Origin of the sequence: Actinoplanes sp. NBC_00393 (assembly GCF_036053395.1) — a bacterium.
Classification (GTDB): domain Bacteria; phylum Actinomycetota; class Actinomycetes; order Mycobacteriales; family Micromonosporaceae; genus Actinoplanes.
On the sequence record NZ_CP107942.1, the window covers coordinates 5,041,076 to 5,061,868 of the forward strand.

Genomic DNA, 20,793 nt, shown 5'->3' on the forward strand with positions numbered 1-20,793 from the left:
TTACGCGGACCCGCGCAGGATCAGCCGGGTCGGCAGGACCGTCTCGTGGTCGGCCGGCTCCTCGCCGTCGAGCTTGGACAGCAGCAGCCGCACCATCTCCTGGCCCATCTGCTCGATCGGCTGGTAGACACTGGTCAGCGGCGGATCGGTGTGCCGGGCGATACCCGAGTCGTCGAAGCCGATGACCGCGACGTCCTGCGGCACCCGCCGGCCCGCGCGGCGCAGCACCCGCAGCGCGCCGGCCGCCATCATGTCCGAGGCGGCGAACACCGCGTCGATCTGCGGGTACTGATTGAGCAGCCACTCCATTGCGGTGGCACCGCTCAGCTCGCCGAAGTCACCGCGGGCGGCCGGGCCCTCGCCCACCACGTCGCGATAGCCGTCGTACCGCGCGATGCCGGCGGCCATGTCCAGCGGGCCGGTGATCGTGGCGATGCAGCGCCGGCCCTGCTCACGCAGGTAGGTGACGGCGGCCCGGGCGCCACCGCGGTTGTCGGCGTCGACGTAGCTGACCGGCTCCGGGTGCACCGGCCGGCCCACCCGCACGGTCGGGACGCCACGCTCCTCCAGCAGCGCCGGCAGCGGGTCGTCGCCGTGCACCGAGAGCAGCAGCGCGCCGTCGACGTGCTGGCGGGTCAGGTAGCCCTCCAGCTGGCGGCGCTCCTCGGGGGCCTGCGCGATCATCAGGACCATCTGCAGGTTGCGGGCGACCAGCACCGACGAGACCGACTGCACGATGCGGCCGAAGAACGGCTCGGCGAAGAACCGCTCGCCGGACTCGAAGACGACCAGGGCAATCGAATCGGTTCGCTGGGTGACCAGCGCGCGGGCCGCGCGGTTCGGCACATAACCCAGCGCGTCGATCGCGTCCTGGACCGCCTGCCGCGCCTTCGGGCTGACCTGCGCCGACCCGTTGACGACACGGGACACCGTCCCGCGGCCGACACCGGCCCGGGCCGCGACCTCCTCCAGCGTCGGCCGCCCTGTCGAGCGGATCCGATCCTCCCTCATCGCCGGCCGTCCTTTCCGCGTCACCAGACGCACCCGCGTGAAGAGTAGTCCGCCGGGTAACCCCAGGTCGCCCCCATCCCCACGAGAAGCTTGGCCGGATCTTTGCGGAGGGTGTCCGGGCCGCCAGTTCCGCCCGTGGCGGGGACCGGCAAGAGTGGGAGCGTGCGACCACACAGAATCGCGGTGCTGGTGATGCCCGGGGCCGCTCCCCTCGACGTCGGGATCACCTCGCAGATCTTCGCCCCGAGGCACGGCCTGCCCTACGAGCTGCGGCACTGCTCGCTGCGGGCCGGGCCGGTCGAGGGCCGCGACGGCCTCGGATTCGTGGTCGAGGCCGGCCTCGAGGCGCTGGCCGAGGCGGACACCGTGATCGTCCCCGGGTTCCGGAACTCGACACAGCCGCTCGCCCCGGTGGTCGTCGACGCGCTGCGCGACGCCGCTTTCCGCGGCGCCCGGATGGTGTCGATCTGCGGCGGCGCGTTCGCCCTGGCCCAGGCCGGGCTGCTGGACGGCCGGCGGGCCACCACCCATTGGCAGCTGGCCCCGACGCTGGCCCGCGAGTACCCGAAGGTGCAGGTCGACGGCGGGGTGCTGTTCGTCGACGAGGGGCCGGTGCTGACCTCCGCCGGCGTGGCCGCCGGGATCGACCTGTGCCTGCACATCATCCGCCGCGACCACGGGGTAAAGGCGTCCAACGCGATCGCCCGGGTGATCGTCGCGGCGCCGTACCGCAGCGGCGGCCAGTCCCAGTACGTGCCCCGCACCCTGCCGGAACCGCTCGGCGACGTGTTCGCGGCGACCCGTGAATGGGCGCTGCGGCACCTGGCCGAGCCGCTCACCGTGGAGCGGCTGGCCCGGCACGCCCGGGTGTCGGCCCGCACGTTCGGGCGGCGGTTCGTCGAGGACACCGGGTACACGCCGATGCAGTGGATCCTGCGGGCCCGCGTCGACCTGGCCCGGGAGCTGCTGGAGCGTACCGATCTGGGGGTGGATCAGGTGGCCGCCCGGGTCGGTGTCGGCACCGGCGCCAACCTGCGGATGCACTTCCAGCGGATCCTCGGCACGTCGCCCAGCGAGTACCGGCGCACCTTCAGTGGCGGAAACCTTGCGGAGCCTGGCGCTGCGCTGCCTGCCGGCACGGCGGTCGCCGCAGCAGAGTGAAAGGCATGACGACACGGGTAGCAATCAACGGATTCGGCCGGATCGGGCGCAATGTCCTGCGGGCCGTGCACGAGCGGGGCGCCGGCGTCGAGATCGTCGCGATCAACGACCTGGGCGACCCGCGGACCCTGGCCCACCTGCTGCGCTACGACAGCACGCTGGGACGGTTCGCCGGACGGGTCGAGGCGTACGACGACCACCTGCAGATCGACGGCCACCGGATCGAGGTCTCGGCCGGACGTGACCCGTCCCGGCTGCGCTGGAAGGACATCGGCGTGGACGTGGCGCTGGAGTCCACCGGCCGGTTCACCGCCGCCGGCGACGCCCGGGCCCACCTCGCCGCCGGAGCCCGCAAGGTCCTGGTCAGCGCGCCGTCGAAGGGCGCCGACCTGACCATCGCGTACGGGCTGAACCACGGCGACTACGACCCGGCCCGGCACGACGTGGTCTCCAACGCGTCGTGCACCACCAACGGGCTCGCCCCGGTCGCGTCGGTCCTGGACGACCTGGCCGGCATCGAGGTGGGGTCGATGACGACGATTCACGCGTACACCCAGGAGCAGAACCTGCAGGACGGCCCGCACCGGGACCTGCGAAGGGCCCGCGCCGCCGGACTCAACATCGCGCCGACCACCACCGGCGCGGCCACCGCGATCGGCACCGTGCTCCCCCGGCTCGCCGGCAAGCTGAGCGGCTACTCCGTCCGGGTGCCAGTCCCGGTCGGCTCGCTGGTCGAGCTGAACGCCCTGGTCAGCCGGGAGGTCACGGTCGAGGAGATCAACAGCGCGTTCGAGGCGGCCGCCGCCGGGCCGCTGCGCGGCATCCTCGAGTTCGCCACCGACCCGCTGGTCTCCACCGACATCACCGGCAACCCGGCCTCATCGATCTTCGACTCGCTGCTGACCGCGGCGCAGGGCCGGTTGGTCAAGGCCGTGGCCTGGTACGACAACGAGTGGGGCTTCGCGAACCGGGTGGCCGACACCCTCACCCTGCTGGGAGCCGATCTTCACTAGACTGTGCCGATGGCGGTCACCCTCGCAGATGTGGCCCGGCTCGCCGGGGTCTCCCCGGCAACCGTCTCCCGCGTGATCAACGACAGTGCGAAGCGCGTCAACGAGGACCTGCGCGAGCGGGTCCTCGCTGCCGTCGCGCAGCTGCACTACGTGCCGAACGCGCACGCCCAGCACGTGGCCCGGCCCCGCAAGTCGGCGGTCGGCGTGATCGTCCACGACGTCTCGGACCCGTACTTCGCGGAGATCACCCGGGGACTGCAACGGCAGGCCGGGGCGCACGACCGGCTCCTGGTGATCTGCAACAGCTACCGGGAGCCGGAGCGGGAGTTGGCGTACGTCGCACTGCTGCGCGCCCAGCAGGTGCACGCGCTGATCCTGGCCGGCTCCGGCTACCACGACGACGCTTTCACCGAGCGGCTCAACGCCGAGCTGGGCGCGTACCAGCAGGCCGGCGGCCGGGTCGCGGTGATCGGCCGGCACCGCCTGGTCGGCAGCGCGGTCCTGCCGGCGAACGAGGCCGGCGCCCACGCGCTCGGCCTGCGCCTGCTCGGCCTGGGCCACCGCGAGGTCGCCGTCATCGCCGGCCCGCGCTGGCTGACCACCACCACCGACCGCCTCACCGGTTTCCGCCGGGCCGCCGAGGAGCTCGGCGTCGAACTGCCACCGTCCCGCATCGTCTACACCGACTTCACCCGCGACGGCGGCGCCGTTGCCGCCGCCGAGCTGCTGGACACCGATCCCGGCCTGACCGCCCTGGTCGCGCTCAACGACTCCATGGCCGTCGGCGCCCTGGCCGCCCTGCGCGAACGCGGCGTCCGCGTTCCCGACGACATCTCGGTCACCGGCTTCGACGACATGCCGATCGCCCGCGACGTCACCCCCAGCCTGACCACTGTGAAGCTGCCGCTCGTCGAGATGGGCGAACGCGCCATGGCGCTCGCCCTGGGCGACGACCCACACCCCCGGTCGGAACCGGCCGAAGCCACCACCATCTGGCGCGAGAGCTGCGCAAAACCCCGATAGGGTACGAGCTACGCCCCCTGCCGCACGCAAGAGGCATCCACACCTCCCGCTCGCTCCGCTCGCTCCCGCCTTTCCGCTCGCCGCCTCCCCGCTCGCCGCCTCCCCGCTCGCCGCCTCCCCGCTCGCCGCCTTCCCCAGCCGCCGCTCACTCATGCAACCGCCGGCCCATTCCACGCCTCACCGTCGGCCCAACCCATCCAGCCGCTACCCACGCATGGAATCCGGCCCCTATTACCTGCGCAGCCGGCGGCCGGCCGGGCCCAGCCGTCGACCACGCATGGAATCCGACCGCTAATACCTGCACAGCCGGCGGCCGGCCGGGCCCAGCCGTCGACCACGCCTGCAACCGTCAGCCTGTTCCATGCCTCACCGTCGGCTCGGCCCGGCCGGCCGCCGGCCGCGCAGGTAATCGCCGCGCCTAGGCGGTGCCGGTCACGTCGTCAGGTGGGTGCGTTCCCCGTCGTGGTCGAGGATCGTGATCACCTCGGCCGGCCCGCCGCGGGCGCCGAAAGCGTGCGGGATCATCGTGGAGAAGGCGGCCGCCTGACCGGCCTCGACGAGGACCGTCCGGTCGCCGAGCAACAGCTCGACAGTGCCGGACAGCACCGTGAACCAGTCCCGTCCCGGGTGCACCCGCATCGCCTCCGGGTCGCGTGACGGCGGCCGGGTCAGCCGGATCCGCGCCACCGTCATCCCCTTGCCGCCCGGCGCGTGGCTGAGCACCCAGGTGGTGATCCCCCGCTCCGGATGATGGTGCGGCTTGATCACCACGGCCTCGTCGCCGGTTTCCACGAGCTCGTCGAGGCTCGCGCCGAGCGCGCGGGCGATCGCGGTGAGCTGGTCCAGCCCGATCCGCCGGTGGCCGGTCTCGATCCGGCTGAGCGTGGAGGCGCTGAGATAGCAGCGGGCCGCGAGCTCGTCGAGGGACCAGCCCTTGGCGATCCGCAGTCCCCGGATCCGAGCCCGGACCAGGGCGTCCACTTCAGCGTCTTGCGTCATACGCAAGATTGTATGCGCCTGCCGCAAGTCAGTCGTACAGTCGAGCCATGGCACACGAACACCACCACCACGGGCACACCGGTCACGACCACGGGCACGCGCACGGCGACTCCGGCCTGCCGGAGCTGCTCGACCTGGACGCCGAGGTGTCCGCGGCCCAGTTCGCCGAGCTGACCACGCGGGTCGCCGACCTCGCCGGTGACCACCCCGTCCGGCACATCGTGGACCTGGGCAGCGGGACCGGCAGCGGCACGTTCGCGCTGCTCCGGCAGTTCCCCACGGCGACGGCCACCGCCGTGGACACCTCCGACGACATGCTGCGCCACCTGACCGGGAGCGCACACCGGCACGGCCTGGCGCAGCGGATCACACCACTGCGCGCCGACCTGGACGAGAAGTGGCCCGACGTGGACCCCGCCGACCTGGTGTGGGCGTCCTCCTCCATGCACCACATGGCCGATCCGGACCGCGTACTTCGGGAGATCCGCGCCGCGCTGCGGCCCGGCGGCCTCCTGGTCATGATCGAGATGGAGCACATGCCGCGGTTCCTGCCGCCGGGCGCCGAAGGCGGCCTGGAGGATCGCTGCCACGCCCTCGCGGAACAGATCCGCAACGAGCACCTGCCGCACATCGGCTCGGACTGGAACACGCGCCTGGCCGCCGCCGGCCTCACCGTCCGCGAGCAGCGCACCCTCGACGTCGAGCTGACCGCGCCGCTGCCGGCCGCCGCCGTCCGGTACGCCCGGGCAGCCCTGCAGCGGTTCCGGTCCGACCGGCTCAGCCCGGCCGACCAGGCCGCCCTGGACCGGGTCCTGGCCTCCCTCGACCACCGCGACGACCTGACCGTGCGCAGCACGCGGGACGTCTGGATCGCCGGCTGAGGCGGGGTTGCCGGGCGCAGACGCACCCGGCATGATCCCGCGCATGCTCGGAACCGATGAGAGATACCGTGGCAACGCCGACCAGGCCTGCGGCTGCTGCAACGGCGCCAGCCGCCGGACCTGGTGCATGGTGACGCGCGACGGCGCGCCGTACGCGGTGTTCTTCGCGTCCTGCTACGACCACGGCGGCGAGCGCGAGTCGTGGATCGACGTCGTCTTCGGGACGTGGGGTGAGGGCGCGCACGACGACCACCTCACGTTCGGCTGCCGGTTCGGCCCGGTCCAGGGCAACCCGCTGCCGGCGGCCACCGCTGTCGACGCGGCCTCGGTGGCCCCGGACAGCCCGATGTTCGGCCACAAACTCAGCCGGGCGGAGGCGCTGGCCCACCCGCGGGTGCGCGAGTTCTGGGACGTCGTCGACTTCGTGGTCGGCGCGGACCCCCTCGTGCACCCGCATCACTACGGGCACGCGTACCAGCCCTAGCTCACCGGCGCTGCGGCCCGCTCCTCCACCGTGGCCTTGATCCGGTCGGCCTGCACCCGGCTCTTCACCCCGGTCAGGGACTGCACCCGGTACCGGCTGAGGCGCCCGGTGCTCCGCAGGACGTCGTCGAGCTGCGGGCCGTACACCTCAAGGATCTCCTCGTCCGAAGCTCCCCGTCCGCTCTGCGGGCGGGGCAGCAGATGCTGCCATTCCTCGGCGCTGCCCGGCCCGCTCTGACCGCCCAGCGCGAGCAGATAGTCGGCCACGAACCCGCGGATCGTCACGTCGTCCAGGCGCGGCGCGCTGGGCGCGAGCAACTCGGCCAGCTCCCGCGGATCCCGCGGCTCACCCTGGCCGATCTCCTCCTCGAGGGCGCTGCGCAGCGCTTCGAGGCCCGCCAGCCAGGCGGGCGAACCCTTCGGCGCGAGGGCGGGCTCCGGCAGGAGATCACGCCAGGGGTACGCCGCCTCGCCGTGCTCGCCGCTCAGCTCCCGGACGTAGTCGATGACGAACGCGCGCACGACGCCCTCGCCGAGCTCCGGAACCTTCGGCGCCAAGGTGCGGGCCAGTTCGGTGACCTGCAGATAGCTCATCTCCAGGAGCTCGTCCGGGGTGGACTCGCGGGCCAGGAGCCGGCTCAGGTTCTGCACCGCCAGCCGCCACCACGGCGACCCGACGATGCTCACTGCGGGTCGCGCCCCGGTCGGGGTCGAGGCCCACGAGGGCACGGCCGGGGCCGCCGGCGAGACCGGCGCGACAGCCGTCACGGGCGCGTTCCCGGCCTCGTCCTCGGCGGGCCGGCGCGGCGCGGGCACGTCCAGGGCGCTTGTCACGACGGCCTCCGGCATCGTCTCCGGCTCGGTCGCCACCGGCTGCACCGGCTGCATGAACTGGACCGGCTGGACCATCGGCACCGCCGGTGCCGGGTCCTCCCGGTCCGGGGTCTCCACCGGCGCGGCCACGACCGGCTCGGCCTTCTCCCCCGTGGGCAGCAGGGCCGGCGCCGGAGCGACGAACCGCTCGCCGCCCGGCACCAGCAGGTCCATCACGCGCTGGATCCGGGCGAGCTGCTCGACCACGTCCTGCACGACCGGCTCCCCCGCGGTGCGGGCATCCTTGAGCAGCCGGGACCGCCACCACGACTTCGGCCAGCGGGCGCCACTCACCCGGTGGTGGTTGACGACCATCCGGCGTACCTGCCGTTCCGCCGCCATCCGCACCAGGTCGGGGTCGTCGTCCGGGATCAGCCAGCCCCAGCGCTCGGCTAGCCGGCGCGGGCTGTAGGCGAACCGGCCGCGCCGCACCCGCTGCCCGGCCGCGGTCAGCGCCGCCCACCACATCAGGAAGATCACGCACGGTACGGCCAGACGCAGCAGTTTCTCGGTGCCGGTGACCGCGTTGCTCGCCACGATGATGCCGGAGATCGCCGCGATCAGGGCGGCGATCCAGAGCATCGGCCCGGGGTGACCCGGCGTGACGATCTTTCCGTCCGGCCCGTACACCGTGGTCCGCCGATACTGCTCGGCGGCCAGCGAGGTCGCGGTCAGGAAGCAGATCTCGAAGACCGCGAAGACCAGTACGGCGAACACCTTCGGCAGCTTGAGCTGGTCGATCGCGATGACCCACATGCCCTCGGCGTTGAGCAGCAGCGCCAGGTTCATGCTGAACGCCAGGGCGATCGGGCGCAGCGGCTTACGCGACCGTTTCGCCCAGATGCCCAGCCCGACGAGGGCGATCAGGCCGGCCAGGCCGGCGGCGAGCATGAGCAGGGCGGCGTAGTCGCGCCAGAAGTCCGCGATCAGATCGTTGTACTGCTTCACGCGGGAACGCCTTTCGACACGGCGGGGAGGAACTCGTCGAGCGCGGTCGCGATCAACGCGGATCGGTTGCCGGCGGTGTGCCGGGTGGCGAGGCTGTCGATGACGGCGAGGTTGGCGGGATTCGGGCGGATCGACACCTGCACCTGGTCCTCGGAGTGCTGCCGGCGGCCCGTACGCTGCGCCACGAAGATGCCGTCCGCGACCGCCGCCGGCCCACTGACCGCGACCAGGTCACCGAGCCGATCGTGGGTGGCGTTGAGCGCGTCGAAGACGAGCTGGGTGTGCGACCGCCCGGTCGCCGCGGCGTGCGCACGAAGCCGCGAACGCAGGCTCACCGACAGGTAGACCACGACGCTGCCGCCGGCTCGGACGGCATCTGTCCCGGTGTGGGCGAACGGCACGACAGCTTCCTCTCTACGGCTCCTGCTGGCGGGCTTTCTACCACGCCGGTGTTACACGGTCGTGGAGGCGCGCGTGCCACAAGCGATCCAGGAGGCTATCGGATAGCACTATCCGATAGCCTCCCGCCCCACCCATCCGCCCTCATCACCAGCCCGGACCCCTCGGCTGGCGCTGAGAGCTGCTTCCCGAGCCCCGAAACGACGCTCAGCGCCGGCCCGGGTGGCGGGGACGCGGCGATCACCATACGGTCGGCACTGGCGATGATCGAGTTGGCGGGGAGGCGTGCGGGTGCCGGGCTGGGTAGGTGTGGTCCTGGTGATCGCGGCCGTGGTGGCGGTTGCGCTGGGCGGTTCGGCGATCTTGGCGAGCCGATGGGCGCGGACCCGGCCGGGCGCTCGGGCCGCACCGGCTGCCGCGGGGACAGGCGACGCGACCGGCCAGGCTGCACCGGACGGGCTCACCGGTCTGGCGGCAGTCGGGCTGACGAGCCAGGTGGTAAACGGGCCGCCGGGCCCGGCGGCGGACGATCTGGCCGGGCGGGCGGCGGACGCGGAGGCGGTCCGGGCGGCGGCGGAGCGGGCGGTCGCTGCCGCTGACCAGGCGCGGGAGCGGGCCGAGGACGCGGCGGGCCGGCGAGATCTGGCCGAGAAGCGGTACCTGGACGCGAAGTGGGAGGCACGGGCGTCGGCAGCGGATGAGTCGCAGCGGCTGGTCCAGCGGGCGGCGCTGGACGCCTACCGGCGTGGGGAGCTGACCGTGGCCCAGCTCAACGGCATCTGGCAGCACACCGGTTCCGGCGCCGAGCCGCCCGTCGATCCCGAGGTGCGGGCCGCTCTGCTGGAGTATCAGCAGGCGATGACCGAGTCGGCGCAGGTCAGCCGGGAAGCGCACGTCGCCGAGGTGGCCGCGGAGGTGCTGGCCGAAGAGGTTCACATCGCCGAGCAGGACGTGCTGGCCGCGCAGGAGGAGGCCCGGCCGGGCCTGGACGCCCTGCTCAGCCGCCCGGAACCCGGCAGGGCCTGAACCGAGAGCGGCGCTGGGCCCGCCGGAGACGTGCGCCGTTGAACGTCTCCGGCGGGCGCGGCGGCACCGGCCGGTGAGGGCGGCCGGGCCGTTCCCGGGGGCCTCAGCCCATGTGCGGGTAGGTGTGGTCGACCGGCGGCACGAAGGTTTCCTTGATGGTTCGCGGGGAGGTCCAGCGGACCAGGTTGTGCCACGAGCCGGCCTTGTCGTTGGTGCCGGAGGCGCGGCCGCCGCCGAAGGGCTGCTGGCCGACCACGGCGCCGGTCGGCTTGTCGTTGTAGTAGAGGTTTCCGGCGGTGAAGCGGAGCCGGTGGCCGAGGCTTTCCAGCACGCCGCGGTCCTGGGCGAAGATCGCGCCGGTGAGCGCGTACGGGCTGGCTGTGTCCACCAGGTCGAGGACCGATTCGAGGTCGTCGTAGACGTACACGGCGAGGATCGGGCCGAAGTATTCGGTGGTGAAGACCTCGTCGGTGGGGTCGGTGCATTCGATGACGGTTGGGCGTACGAAATAACCGATGCTGTCGTCGCACGTGCCGCCCGCAAGGATCGTGCATGCCGGTGCCGCATTCGCGCGCGACAGCGCCGCGGCGTGCCGGGCGTAGGCCCGGGCGTCGATCACCGCGCCACCGAAGTTGGCCAGGTCGGTGACGTCACCGTAGGTGAGCGATTCGGTCACCGCGACCAGGCGGTCGCGCACGCCCGATTCCCACAGCGAGCGAGGGATGTACGCCCGGGACGCCGCCGAACATTTCTGCCCCTGATATTCGAACGCCCCCCGGACCAGGGCGGTGACCAGCGGCTCGACCTCAGCCGACGGGTGCGCCAGCACGAAGTCCTTGCCACCGGTCTCGCCCACGAGCCGCGGATAGGTGCGGTACGAGGCGATGTTCTCGCCGACCGTCCTCCACAGGTGCTGGAACGTGCCGGTCGACCCGGTGAAGTGGATGCCGGCCAGATCGGGGTGGGTGAGCGCCACGTCCGAGACGGCCAGCCCGTCACCCGTCACCATGTTGATCACGCCGGCCGGCAGTCCGGCCGCTTCGAAGAGCGCCATCGTCTGGTGGGCCGCGAACTGCTGGGTGACCGACGGCTTCCAGAGCACCGTGTTGCCCATCAGGGCCGGCGCCGACGGCAGGTTGCCGGCGATGGCGGTGAAGTTGAACGGCGTGATCGCGTAGACGAAGCCTTCGAGCGGCCGGTGGTCGAGCCGGTTCCAGACGCCGGGTGAGGAGATCGGCTGTTCGGCGAGGATCTGCCGGGCGAAGTGCACGTTGAAGCGGAGGAAGTCGACGAGTTCGCAGGCCGCGTCGATCTCGGCCTGCTGCGCGGTCTTGGACTGTCCGAGCATGGTGGCCGCGTTCAGGGTGTCCCGCCACGGGCCGGCGGCCAGGTCGGCGGCTTTCAGGAAGACCGCGGCGCGCGCCTCGAACGGCAGGTCACGCCAGTCCTTGGAGAAGGAGGAGATGGCGGCCTGCGCGTCGGCGTGGGTCGCGTTGCCGGTGACGCCGAGAACGTTGGCATGGTGGTGCGGCTCGACCACGCGGGTCACGTCGCCGCCGCCCATCCGCCGTACGCCGCCGATGTTCATGGTCAGCTCGGTGGGGGCGCCCGCGAGTTCGGCCAGCTTCTTCTCCAGCGAGGCACGCTCCGGTGTGCCCGGCGCGTAGCCGCGGACCGGCTCGTTGACGGGGGCCGGCACCTGTGCGACGGCGTCCATATCGGTTGCTCCTTGGTTCGGTTCCGGGCAGCCCGATGGCCGGGCGCGCAGGGCACACCCGGTCGGGCCGGAAGGGGGAAGGTCAGTCGGCGAGCGTGCCGAGATACAGCTCGATCACTTTCGGGTCGTGCATGAGTTCTTCGCCGGTTCCGGTGTGTGCGTTGCGACCCTGGTCGAGGACGTACGCGCGGTCGCAGATCTGCAGGCACCGGCGCGCATTCTGCTCCACCATGATCACCGCGACGCCGGACTTCTTGATCCGGTGGGCGTGCAGGAACACCTCGTCCTGCCGCTGCGGGGACAGCCCGGCGGACGGCTCGTCGAGCAGCAGCACCGACGGGTCCGTCATCAGCGCCCGGCCCATGGCGAGCGTCTGCCGCTGCCCTCCGGAGAGCGAGCCGGCCTTCTGCTTGAGCCGGTCCTTGAGGTCGGGGAAGAGGAAGCAGACCGCTTCGAGCCGGACCGCGAACTCCTTGGGCCGCTGGAAGATCCCGATCTCCAGGTTCTCCTTGATGGTCAGGTCGGTGAAGACGTTGTTGGTCTGCGGTACGAACCCGACGCCGCGGGCGACCAGTTTGTCGGCGCGCAGCCCGGTGACGTCGTCGCCGTCCAGCAGGATCTGCCCGCCCCGGATCTGCACCATCCCGAAGATGGCTTTGAGCAGGGTGGACTTGCCCGCGCCGTTGGGCCCGATGATGCCGACCAGTTCGCCCTTGGCGGCGGTCAGGTCGCACCCGTTGAGGATGTTGACGCCGGGCAGGTAACCGCCGACCAGCTCCTTCACTTCGACGGTCACGAGTCCAGCTCCTTGATGAGTTCGCGCAGGTCGGTGTCGTGGTGGGCGCCGAGGTAGGCGTCGACGACGGCCGTCGAGCCGAGGACCTCAGCCGGCTCGCCCTCAGCGATGATCTTTCCTTCGGCCATCACCACGACCCAGTCGGCCACGAACCGGACCATGTGCATGTCGTGCTCGACGAAGAGCACGGTCATGCCCTGTTCCTTGAGGTCCTTGATGTGGTGCAACAGCGACTGGGTGAGCGCGGGGTTCACCCCGGCCATCGGCTCGTCGAGCATCACCAGCGTCGGCTCGTACATGATCGCCCGGGCCATCTCCAGCAGCTTGCGCTGGCCGCCGGAGAGGCTGGCCGCGTAGTCCTGGGCCTTCGCGTCGAGCTTGAAGCGGGCCAGGATCTCCATGGCCTTCTCGACGTGGGCGCGCTCAGCAGAGCGCCAGGTGAAGGGAAGGAGGGCCGCACGCAGCTTCTCCCCGGGCTGGTGCTTCGAGCCGAGCAGCATGTTCTCCAGCACGGTGAGCCGGCCGAGAACCTTGGTCAGCTGGAACGTGCGAACCATGCCGAGCCGGGCGACCCGCCACGGCGCCAGCCCACTGACCTTGACGCCGTCGAACGTCCAGCTGCCGGTCTGCGGCTTGTCGAAACCGGTGAGCAGGTTGAAGAACGTCGTCTTGCCGGCGCCGTTGGGCCCGATCAGCGCGGTGATCTTGCCGCGCGGGATCTCCAGATGCTCGACGTCGACCGCGGTCACGCCCGCGAAGTGCCGGTGCACCTTGTCCGCCACCAGGATGGGGTTCTCACTTGGCATCGAAGCTCAGCTCCGTCCGGTTTCCGAGGATGCCCTGCGGGCGGAACACGACCAGCAGCACCAGGGCCACGCCGACCAGCACGAAACGCAGCTGGCTGCCCTGCGTGACGTTGTCGAAGATCCCGGCGTCCACGCCGATGGTGACCAGCTCATCGGTGAACCGCATGACCACCCAGAAGATCATCGAGCCGAGCACCGGGCCGAAGACCGTGGCGGCGCCGCCGAGGATCAGCATCGTGTACATGTTGAACGTCATCCGGGTGCTGAAGTCGAACGGCTGCACCGACGTCGGCTGCACGTAGAGGATGCCGGCCAGCGCGCCGATCACCCCGCCGATGACCAGGGCCTGCAGCTTGTACTGGTTGACGTTCTTGCCGAGGCTGAGCATGGCGTGCTCGTCCTCGCGGATGCCCTTGAGCACCCGGCCCCACGGGCTGTGCACCAGCAGATAGATGGCGCCGGCGACGAGCAGGACCACCAGCCAGTCGATCGTGGCGATCCACAGGTCGTTACTGGTGAAGGTCCAGGGACCGATTTTGACAACCCCGCTGGGGTACGGGTTGGAGCTCTTCAGCCAGTCCGAGTACTCGTTGTAGAGGCCGTTGGCCCCGCCGGTCCACTTGGCGAAGGCGCTGGAGTTCAGCGCGAACCGGATGATCTCGGCCGCCGCGATGGTGACGATCGCCAGGTAGTCGGCCCGCAGCCGCAGGGTCGGGATGCCGAGCAGTAACGCGTACAGGGCCGCGAGCAGCAGGGTCACGGCGATCGCGAGCGGCGCGGAGAACCCGAAGGTCATCACCGAGATCGCGAAGCCGTACGCGCCGATCGCCACGAACCCGGCCTGACCGAAGTTGAGCAGCCCGGTGAATCCGAAGTGCACATTCAGGCCGATGGCCGCCAGGGCGTACGCCGCGGTGGTGGGTGTGATGATCTCGCGGAGCGAGTTCCAGAGGATGTCCATGTCCCTTAACCGATCCGCTCACGGCGACCGAAGATGCCCTGCGGCCGCACCAGCAGGACGATGACCAGGACGGCCAGACCACCGACGTACTTCATGTCGGCCGGGATCCAGAGCACCAGGATCTCGGTGCAGACACCGACGACGATCGAGCCGACCAGGGTGCCGAACGCGGTGCCGAGACCGCCCAGGATGACCCCGGCGAACATCAGCAGCAGCAGGTTGAAGCCCATGTCGAAGGAGACCTGGTTGAAGACGCCGAGCAGGACGCCGGAGAGCGCGGCCAGGGCGCCGGATAGCGTCCAGACGATCCGGGTGATCCGGTCGACGTCGACGCCGCTGGTGGCGGCGAGCGCGGTGTTGTTCGAGATGGCGCGGGTGGCCTTGCCGATCCGGCCGTACTTGAGCCAGACACCGATGGCGACCAGGACCACGATGCTGATGCCCATGCTGGCGTAGCTGGTGGCCGGCAGCACGACGGGTCCGATGGTGACGGTGCCCCAGCTCTCGGTCGTCATGCCGCGGGCCGCGTTGCCGAAGAAGAACTGGAAGAGGCTGCGGATCGCCATGCTGATACCGATGCTGGCGATCATCAGGGTGACCAGCGAGACGCCCTTGCGGCGCAGCGGGCGCCACAGCGTGACGTCCTGGGCATAGCCGAACGCGGCGCCCAGCACAGTGGCGACGGCCGCGGCAGCCAGCAGCGGCAGCCCGGCGAGGTGCGCGAAGACGAAGCCCATCAGCCCGCCGAAGGTGACGCTCTCGCCGTGCGCGAAGTTGGTGAACCGGGAGGTGCCGAAGACCAGCGACAGACCGATCGCGGCGATCGCGATGAGCAGGCCCAGGTTGAAGCCGGAGACCGCACGCTGGGCGAACCGGTCGGCGAAGCTCGCGACCTGCTGGGTGCTCTCGGTGGTGGAGACCACGACGTTCAGCACCGGCAGCGTGGTCGGTGAGTCGACCAGCTCCTTCTCGACCTCGTAGAAGTCGCCGGCGAAGTGGCCGGTCGCCGCCTTGGTGTCGATCGCGATCGTGTACTCGCCCGGGCCGGGAACGGGGATGACTTCCCAGCGGCCCTTCTCGTCGGTGGTGTCGGTGCCGACGACTGTGTCGCCGTCGCGGACCTCCACGGCGGCGCCGCTGACCGGCTTCTTCTCGCCGTCACGCAGCAGGCCCCGGAAGCCCCACTCGTCCGCTTGCTTCTCAGCCAGGGGGGCCGCGGCCGCCGGACCGGCGGTGACGGCGAGGCCCGGTGCGAACAAGGCGCACGCGAGGGCCAGGACCGCCAGCAGCCGCACCCAGGGCCGGGTGGCTTTGGTGCGAATCACTGGTTTTTCCTTGTCGGTAGCGGGTGGCCCCGGCAACGTCGCCGGGGCCACCGATGAGCTGGTTACTTCGCGACCGCGTACGTGCCGTCGGTGCCGTAGACGTAGAGCTGGTACTCCGTCTCGGTGACGTCGTTGTTGTCGGCGAACTTCAGCCCACCGCTGAGACCGTCGTAGTCGATGGCCTTGCCCTGGCCGAGCAGGTCGGCGCACTCCTTGAAGGTCTTGCACTTCGTGGCGCCGGCTGCGCCTCCCGAGACCTCGGCCAGCTTGGCCGCGATCGCCTTGCCGTCCGGGGACTTCGCCGCCGCGGCGGCGAGCGCGGAGACAACCACGGCGTCGTACGTGGAACCCGCGTACGCGAACGACTTGAGGTTGGCGTTCTTCGCGAGCAGCTTCTTCTCGAACTCGGCCTCGACCGCCGGGTCCGGGCCGGCCAGGAAGCCGCGCAGGCCCTTGAGCAGCTCCGGCTTGATCGTGTACTTGCCCAGCGTCGAGTTGGACAGATAGAGGTTCTTGTCGGTGAACTTGTGCGTGCCGACCAGCGACTCGATCATGCTGCCCGAGTACGAGGCGTAGGAGAGCAGGACGATCGACTCCGGCTTGGCGGCCACGACCGCGTCGATCTGCGCGCTGTAGTCGGTGTCGGTGGTGTTGAACTGCTGCTGCGCCACGACCTCGACGCCGGCCGCCTCGAAGGACTGCACCATCGACTCCTGGAACGCCTGACCCCACGCGTCGTTCTGCGCGATGATCGCGGCCGAGGCGTGCCCGTCCTGGACGACCAGGTCGGCGAGCTTGGCGGCCTCGAGGGCGTCGGTCGGCGCGGTCCGGAAGTACAGCGGGTTGATGCCGGTCAGGCTCGACGAGGTGTTCGAGCCGGAGACCTGCACCGCGCCGGACTCGGTGATCTTGCCGACGATGGCGCCGCTCATGCCCGAGCCGTACGCGCCGATCACGACGTTGGAACCCCAGGTGACCAGGCTGTCCACGGCCTGGCTGGCGGTGTCGTTGTTGTCGGTCGAGTCGACCTGCTTGGCCTCGACCTTGCTGCCGAGGACCCCGCCGGCCGCGTTGATGTCCTCGATCGCCACGTCCACCGCGCTGACCAGGGCCTCACCGGCGCCGGCGTAGGCGGTGTGCGGCAGGATCGCGCCGATCTTCAGCGGGCCGCCGGAGGGCGCCGCCGAATCCGTGGTCTCCGGGGTGTCGCTGCTGGATGAGCATGCCGCCAGGGAGAGCGCGAGCGCGCCCGCTATGAGTGCACGACTGATCGCCGTCATGGTGCCACTTCCTTATCGCCGGGAGGTACTCCGCCATGCACGGCGGAGCGGATGCCGATCGGTGTACCGAAGTCTCGCCGATCTTGTATGCGTGTTTGTATACAGAGACGATTACAAGAAAGTAACGAACGGCGGGGCGAGCGTCAGACGGCCTGGATCAGGATCGACTGGGTGCGGCCGATGTGGGCGCGGACCAGCGCTTCGACGGCCGCGCCGTCCCGTGCGCGCAGGGCGTCGATCATCTGCCGGTGTTCGGCGTTGACCTCGGCGGCGTCCTTGGCCGACATCAGCCAGGTGGCGCTCAGCGACCAGTGGCTGATGTTGGTGCGCTGGGCGAACTGGATCAGCAGCGGATTGCCGCAGGCCGCGGTGATCAGGCCGTGGAACTGCCGGTTCAGCCGGTTCAGGTCCTTGACGGTGGCGCCGGGACGGTCGATGGCGTCGGCGATGCCGGCCAGCTGGTCCAGGTCGGCGGCGGTGATGTGGTCGGCTGCCAGGCGCGCGGCGGCGCTCTCGACCGCGGCACGGGCCTCGACGATGCGCAGGGCCTCCTCCGGCGAGTGGTCCCGGACCACCCAACCACGGACCCGCGCGACCAGGCCCTCCTGGGCCAGGCGGAGCAGGGCTTCGCGTACGGGTGTGCGGCTCACTTCGAGCTGGGCGGCGAGGTCCTCTTCGACGAGGCGGCGGTTGGGCGCGATGTCGCCGTCCAGGATCGCGTCGCGCAGCTGCTGGTACGCCTTGTCCGCGGCGAACTGGACCCCGTCCACGGCGGCGGGCTGCAAGCTCTTGGGGAGTACCACGGCGCGGTCCTTCACGTGTCACGGTGCGGCGATGTGCACCGAAGTGTAGGTGGCCCGCCCCGAATTCCGATCATGCGATCGCGGGTGGACGCGCGACGGCCCGGCCGGGTGAGCCGGCCGGGCCGTCGTTCGTGAGCGGGATCAGTCGTTCAGCGAGCAGGGGGCGAGGCCTTCGGCGTTGAGGTTCGGCTTGGCCGCGGCCCGGCCGATCGCCGTCTCCATCCGGTTGATCGCCGCGAACCGCTTGTCCTCCAGCGGGCCGAGGATCGCGTTCTGGATGAAGTTCGGGCCGCCCTGGCCGACGGTGTTGCGGATCCGGTTGTTCGCCTCCTGGATCTGCGTGTTCAGCAGGGCGAGGTTGCGGTCGATCTCGGCCTGCGCGGAGGCCGGGATCGCCACGGCGATGGTGACCGCCGGGCAGTTCACGGTCGGCAGGTTCGCCGCGACGTCGTCGGGGTCAGCCGTGGCGACGCCGGTCGGCTCGGGGGCCGCGTTGCCGCCGCCGTTCTGGTTGAGCGAGCAGGGGGCGAGGCCTTCGGCGTTGAGGTCCGGCTTGGCCGCGGCCCGGCCGATCGCCGTCTCCATCCGGTTGATCGTGGCGAACCGCTTGTCCTCCAGCGGCCCGAGGATCGCGTTCTGGATGAAGTTGGCGCCGCCCTGGCCGACGGTGTTGCGGATCCGGTTGTTCGCCTCCTGGATCTGCGTGTTCAGCAGGGCGAGGTTGCGCTCGATCTCGGCCTGCGCGGAGGCCGGCACGGCCGGGAGCTTGTCGGCGACGGTCGGGCAGTTGACGGTCGGAAGAGCGTCACCACCGGCGTTGTCGCCACCGCCCGCATTGCCGCCACCGTTGTTACCCCCGCCGTTGTTCGCGGGCACCTCGGTCGGTTCCGGCGCCGCGTTGCCGCCGCCGCCCTCGTTCAGGGTGCAGGGGGCGAGGCCTTCGGCGTTGAGGTCGGGCTTCGCGGCGGCCCGGCCGATCGCCGTCTCCATCCGGTTGATCGCCGCGAACCGCTTGTCCTCGAGCGGGCCGAGGATCGCGTTCTGGATGAAGTTCGGGCCGCCCTGGCCGACCGAACTGGCGATCCGGTTGTTGGCCTCCTGGATCTGCGTGTTCAGCTGGGCCAGGTTCCGCTGGATCTCGGCTGCCGCGGACGCCGGCACGACCGGGAGCTTGTCCGCCACGGTCGGGCAGTTCACGGTGGGTACCGTGTCGTCGGCGGCAGCCGCCACGCCCAGTCCCACACCGACCAGGGCCACCGCGACACCTGCCACGCCGGCCACCCGCCAGCGCCGCATGTTCGATCCCCCCGCGTTGTTCCGGTAGCTCCGGTACCGCTTCATCTGCGTGCCTTTCGTTCGGACCGCGTTCTCCACCGGTCCGTACGGGAACGCTCCCAGGGCGGATCGAAATAAAGCCAAACTTAAGATTCGAAGGGCTGTCCTCTTAAGAAACCTGACCGTTCCGGATCAGGCCCGATTCGGTGTAAGCGCAGCTCAGGCTGGTTCGATGGTGATCTCGGTGAAGGTCACCACGGCCGAATCCGGCGTCATCCCGAACACCACCGCACCGCGGGTCTGCGGGGTCGTTGCGCCGGGTGCGGTGAGCACGGTCCGCTCGTCGAGCCGCACCAGGAGATCGGTGCCGTCTGCCCGGACCTCGACGCGGCGCCAGGCGGCCGGGTCGGCCGGCGGCAGCGACTGGAAGGCAAGCATGCGGACCAGGCGGCCGGTCTCCGCCTCGAGCACGGCCCGGTCGGCGCAGAGGGTGACCCGGAAGGCGCCGGTGTCCGCCCGCACCCGGACGATCGCGCAGGCGTCCGCGGTGAGCAGGGCGACCCGGGCCGCGACCGACCAGTCACCGTCGTTGCGCGCCGCCGGGCAGGCGCGGGCGGCGGGTGCCTCCGGCCGCAGCACGACCGGGCCGGGCGGCGCACACCGCGGGCGTTCCTCGTCCCGGCTTGCCTGCTCGGACGCACGCTGCCCGCGGTCCCCCAGCGACAGGCTGCTCGCCGGCGCGGCGACGTCCGGCCCGCCGGCCCGGCGTTCCGGCGGCAACGCCACGGCCAGGCCGACGCCACAGCCGAGCGCGACCACACCGGCCAGGATCCCGGCGCCCAGGCGGCGCAGCGTCCGGCCCGCCGACCCGGCCGATCCCGACCGCCCGGCCGAAGAGCGACCGGCCGAAAATCGCAGAGCCCGGCCCGAGTGCCCGAGAGCCGATCCCGGCCGGTCGGCCGAAGGGCGCGGAGCCCGGCCCGGCTGGCCAGGTGCCGATCCCGGCCGGCCGGACGATGGGCGCGGGGCATCGGCGGGAGCGCGGCGCGGGACGACCATCCGGACCGTGTTGCGCACCGCCGCGGCCGCCCGGCGCAGCTCGGGCCGCTGGGCCAGCCCGGCCCGGACCTGCGAGTTGCCGGCGGCGCCCGCGCGCAGCAGCCGTTCCAGCAGTTCGTGCGCGGTCGGCCGGGTCGCCGGATCCGGCCGCAGGGTGAGCTCGACGAGGTCACGCAGCGGATACGGCAGCCCGGCCAGGTCCGGCTCGGGCAACGCCAGGCCGGCCGCGGTGCCGATCATCTCCTCGGCGGTGAACGGGGTGTGGCCGGTCGCGGCGAACGTGATGACCGCGCCCCAGGCGAAGATGTCGGTGGCCGGCCCGACGGTCCGCGACGTCGCGTCGTCGAAGCGCTCCGGCCCCATGTAGGCGATCGTCCCGAACACCTGCCCCGGCTCGGTGTGCTGATCCGCGGCGCCGAGCCCTTTGGCGATGCCGAAGTCGATGACCTTGGGGGCGGCGAGCGCGAACAGCACGTTGGCCGGTTTCAGATCGCGGTGCACCACGCCGGCGTCGTGGATCGCAACCAGGGCGGTGGCCACGCCGATCGCCAGGCTGTGCAGGCTGCCGCCGGCCAGGGGGCCGCGCTCCTGAACGACTTCGGCCAGGCTCGGCCCCTCGACGAGTTCGGCCACCAGGTACGGAGTGTCGTGATCGGCGTCGGCGTCGAGCACCTCGGCCGTGCAGAACGGCGGAACCTGCCGGGCGCGCCGCACCTCGCTGCGGAACCGGGCCCGGAACTCCGGGTCACCGGCCAGTTCGGGCCGGACGATTTTCACCGCCACCCGGCGGCCGGTCTCGCTCTGTCCGAGAAAGACCGAACCCATGCCGCCCTCACCGAGGCGGCCGAGGAGGCGATAGGTGCCGATCTGATGGGGATCGCCGGGGCGCAGGGGACTCACGGTCACGGATCCGGCACCTATCACTGAGAGTTTCGGTCGGCCGGTTAGACCGTA

Annotated in this window: 19 protein-coding genes; 6 read left to right on the forward strand and 13 right to left on the reverse strand. The window is 71.2% G+C overall.

Features of this window, described 5'->3' with window-relative positions:
* Window positions 1-1,011 carry a LacI family DNA-binding transcriptional regulator gene (locus tag OHA21_RS23655; protein ID WP_328477104.1) on the reverse strand — a complete coding sequence of 337 codons (1,011 nt, stop codon included), beginning with the start codon at window positions 1,009-1,011 and terminating at the stop codon, window positions 1-3.
* A 162-nt stretch (window positions 1,012-1,173) separates the two neighbouring features.
* Here OHA21_RS23655 and OHA21_RS23660 point away from each other — a divergent pair, with 162 nt between their 5' ends.
* From OHA21_RS23660 to OHA21_RS23670, 3 genes are read left to right on the forward strand one after another with little or no spacing between them, the layout of a single operon-like run.
* The gene (locus OHA21_RS23660) at window positions 1,174-2,172 is read left to right on the forward strand and encodes a GlxA family transcriptional regulator (protein ID WP_328477106.1); all 999 of its coding nucleotides are present in this window, start codon (window positions 1,174-1,176) and stop codon (window positions 2,170-2,172) included.
* Between the two features lie 5 nt (window positions 2,173-2,177).
* Window positions 2,178-3,185 (forward strand): type I glyceraldehyde-3-phosphate dehydrogenase, encoded by a 1,008-nt coding sequence (gene gap, locus OHA21_RS23665; RefSeq protein ID WP_328477108.1) that lies wholly within the window; start codon window positions 2,178-2,180, stop codon window positions 3,183-3,185.
* Window positions 3,186-3,194: 9 nt separating this feature from the next.
* Window positions 3,195-4,208, forward strand: a complete 1,014-nt coding sequence (locus OHA21_RS23670; protein WP_328477110.1) for a LacI family DNA-binding transcriptional regulator — start codon at window positions 3,195-3,197, stop codon at window positions 4,206-4,208.
* A gap of 432 nt (window positions 4,209-4,640) precedes the next feature.
* Here OHA21_RS23670 and OHA21_RS23675 read toward each other — a convergent pair whose 3' ends face one another.
* Complete coding sequence (locus tag OHA21_RS23675) at window positions 4,641-5,207, reverse strand: helix-turn-helix domain-containing protein (protein WP_328477112.1); 567 nt, start codon at window positions 5,205-5,207, stop codon at window positions 4,641-4,643.
* A gap of 47 nt (window positions 5,208-5,254) precedes the next feature.
* On the opposite strand from OHA21_RS23675, the gene OHA21_RS23680 reads away from it, so the two are divergent.
* Both OHA21_RS23680 and OHA21_RS23685 read left to right on the forward strand, forming a co-directional pair.
* Window positions 5,255-6,088, forward strand: a complete 834-nt coding sequence (locus OHA21_RS23680) for a class I SAM-dependent methyltransferase (protein WP_328477114.1) — start codon at window positions 5,255-5,257, stop codon at window positions 6,086-6,088.
* A gap of 43 nt (window positions 6,089-6,131) precedes the next feature.
* Complete coding sequence (locus OHA21_RS23685) at window positions 6,132-6,572, forward strand: hypothetical protein (protein WP_328477116.1); 441 nt, start codon at window positions 6,132-6,134, stop codon at window positions 6,570-6,572.
* Here the strand turns inward: OHA21_RS23685 and OHA21_RS23690 are convergent.
* Together OHA21_RS23690 and OHA21_RS23695 are read right to left on the reverse strand one after the other, a co-directional pair.
* Complete coding sequence (locus OHA21_RS23690; RefSeq protein ID WP_328477118.1) at window positions 6,569-8,392, reverse strand: MFS transporter; 1,824 nt, start codon at window positions 8,390-8,392, stop codon at window positions 6,569-6,571. The two genes, OHA21_RS23685 and OHA21_RS23690, sit on opposite strands and share 4 nt — an antisense overlap.
* Complete coding sequence (locus OHA21_RS23695; protein ID WP_328477120.1) at window positions 8,389-8,793, reverse strand: hypothetical protein; 405 nt, start codon at window positions 8,791-8,793, stop codon at window positions 8,389-8,391. Before OHA21_RS23695 ends, OHA21_RS23690 begins: the two co-directional genes overlap by 4 nt.
* 289 nt (window positions 8,794-9,082) lie before the next feature.
* On the opposite strand from OHA21_RS23695, the gene OHA21_RS23700 reads away from it, so the two are divergent.
* Window positions 9,083-9,817, forward strand: coding sequence for a hypothetical protein (locus OHA21_RS23700; protein ID WP_328477122.1), 735 nt, complete (start codon window positions 9,083-9,085; stop codon window positions 9,815-9,817).
* Between the two features lie 103 nt (window positions 9,818-9,920).
* Here the strand turns inward: OHA21_RS23700 and pruA are convergent, their stop codons facing one another.
* The 9 genes from pruA to OHA21_RS23745 all read right to left on the reverse strand — a co-directional run bounded on the left by pruA (window position 9,921) and on the right by OHA21_RS23745 (window position 20,745).
* Window positions 9,921-11,534: an L-glutamate gamma-semialdehyde dehydrogenase gene (gene pruA / locus OHA21_RS23705; protein ID WP_328477125.1), complete on the reverse strand. Its 1,614-nt coding sequence runs from the start codon at window positions 11,532-11,534 to the stop codon at window positions 9,921-9,923.
* Window positions 11,535-11,616: 82 nt separating this feature from the next.
* A complete protein-coding gene (locus OHA21_RS23710) occupies window positions 11,617-12,330 on the reverse strand; it encodes an ABC transporter ATP-binding protein (protein WP_328477127.1) in 714 nt (237 codons plus the stop codon).
* A complete protein-coding gene (locus OHA21_RS23715) occupies window positions 12,327-13,136 on the reverse strand; it encodes an ABC transporter ATP-binding protein (RefSeq protein ID WP_328477129.1) in 810 nt (269 codons plus the stop codon). The genes OHA21_RS23710 and OHA21_RS23715 overlap by 4 nt, the downstream gene beginning before the upstream one ends.
* Complete coding sequence (locus OHA21_RS23720; protein WP_328477131.1) at window positions 13,126-14,097, reverse strand: branched-chain amino acid ABC transporter permease; 972 nt, start codon at window positions 14,095-14,097, stop codon at window positions 13,126-13,128. Before OHA21_RS23720 ends, OHA21_RS23715 begins: the two co-directional genes overlap by 11 nt.
* A gap of 5 nt (window positions 14,098-14,102) precedes the next feature.
* Window positions 14,103-15,422 carry a branched-chain amino acid ABC transporter permease gene (locus tag OHA21_RS23725; RefSeq protein WP_328477133.1) on the reverse strand — a complete coding sequence of 440 codons (1,320 nt, stop codon included), beginning with the start codon at window positions 15,420-15,422 and terminating at the stop codon, window positions 14,103-14,105.
* Between the two features lie 62 nt (window positions 15,423-15,484).
* Complete coding sequence (locus OHA21_RS23730) at window positions 15,485-16,702, reverse strand: ABC transporter substrate-binding protein (RefSeq protein ID WP_328477135.1); 1,218 nt, start codon at window positions 16,700-16,702, stop codon at window positions 15,485-15,487.
* 143 nt (window positions 16,703-16,845) lie between these two features.
* On the reverse strand, window positions 16,846-17,505 hold the full coding sequence (locus tag OHA21_RS23735; RefSeq protein ID WP_328477137.1) for a GntR family transcriptional regulator: 660 nt from the start codon (window positions 17,503-17,505) through the stop codon (window positions 16,846-16,848).
* 141 nt (window positions 17,506-17,646) lie between these two features.
* Window positions 17,647-18,801, reverse strand: coding sequence for a hypothetical protein (locus OHA21_RS23740; protein WP_328477139.1), 1,155 nt, complete (start codon window positions 18,799-18,801; stop codon window positions 17,647-17,649).
* Between the two features lie 198 nt (window positions 18,802-18,999).
* A complete protein-coding gene (locus tag OHA21_RS23745) occupies window positions 19,000-20,745 on the reverse strand; it encodes a serine/threonine-protein kinase (protein WP_328477141.1) in 1,746 nt (581 codons plus the stop codon).
* Window positions 20,746-20,793: the final 48 nt, after the last annotated feature.

What these genes read in the sequence shown, in the direction of transcription:
- OHA21_RS23655 (WP_328477104.1), bottom strand. Translation starts at nt 1,011, where the DNA reads ATGAGGGAGGATCGGATCCGCTCGACAGGGCGGCCGACGCTGGAGGAG.
- gap (WP_328477108.1), top strand. Translation starts at nt 2,178, where the DNA reads ATGACGACACGGGTAGCAATCAACGGATTCGGCCGGATCGGGCGCAAT.
- OHA21_RS23670 (WP_328477110.1), top strand. Translation starts at nt 3,195, where the DNA reads ATGGCGGTCACCCTCGCAGATGTGGCCCGGCTCGCCGGGGTCTCCCCG.
- OHA21_RS23675 (WP_328477112.1), bottom strand. Translation starts at nt 5,207, where the DNA reads ATGACGCAAGACGCTGAAGTGGACGCCCTGGTCCGGGCTCGGATCCGG.
- OHA21_RS23680 (WP_328477114.1), top strand. Translation starts at nt 5,255, where the DNA reads ATGGCACACGAACACCACCACCACGGGCACACCGGTCACGACCACGGG.
- OHA21_RS23685 (WP_328477116.1), top strand. Translation starts at nt 6,132, where the DNA reads ATGCTCGGAACCGATGAGAGATACCGTGGCAACGCCGACCAGGCCTGC.
- pruA (WP_328477125.1), bottom strand. Translation starts at nt 11,534, where the DNA reads ATGGACGCCGTCGCACAGGTGCCGGCCCCCGTCAACGAGCCGGTCCGC.
- OHA21_RS23715 (WP_328477129.1), bottom strand. Translation starts at nt 13,136, where the DNA reads ATGCCAAGTGAGAACCCCATCCTGGTGGCGGACAAGGTGCACCGGCAC.
- OHA21_RS23720 (WP_328477131.1), bottom strand. Translation starts at nt 14,097, where the DNA reads ATGGACATCCTCTGGAACTCGCTCCGCGAGATCATCACACCCACCACC.
- OHA21_RS23730 (WP_328477135.1), bottom strand. Translation starts at nt 16,702, where the DNA reads ATGACGGCGATCAGTCGTGCACTCATAGCGGGCGCGCTCGCGCTCTCC.
- OHA21_RS23740 (WP_328477139.1), bottom strand. Translation starts at nt 18,801, where the DNA reads ATGCGGCGCTGGCGGGTGGCCGGCGTGGCAGGTGTCGCGGTGGCCCTG.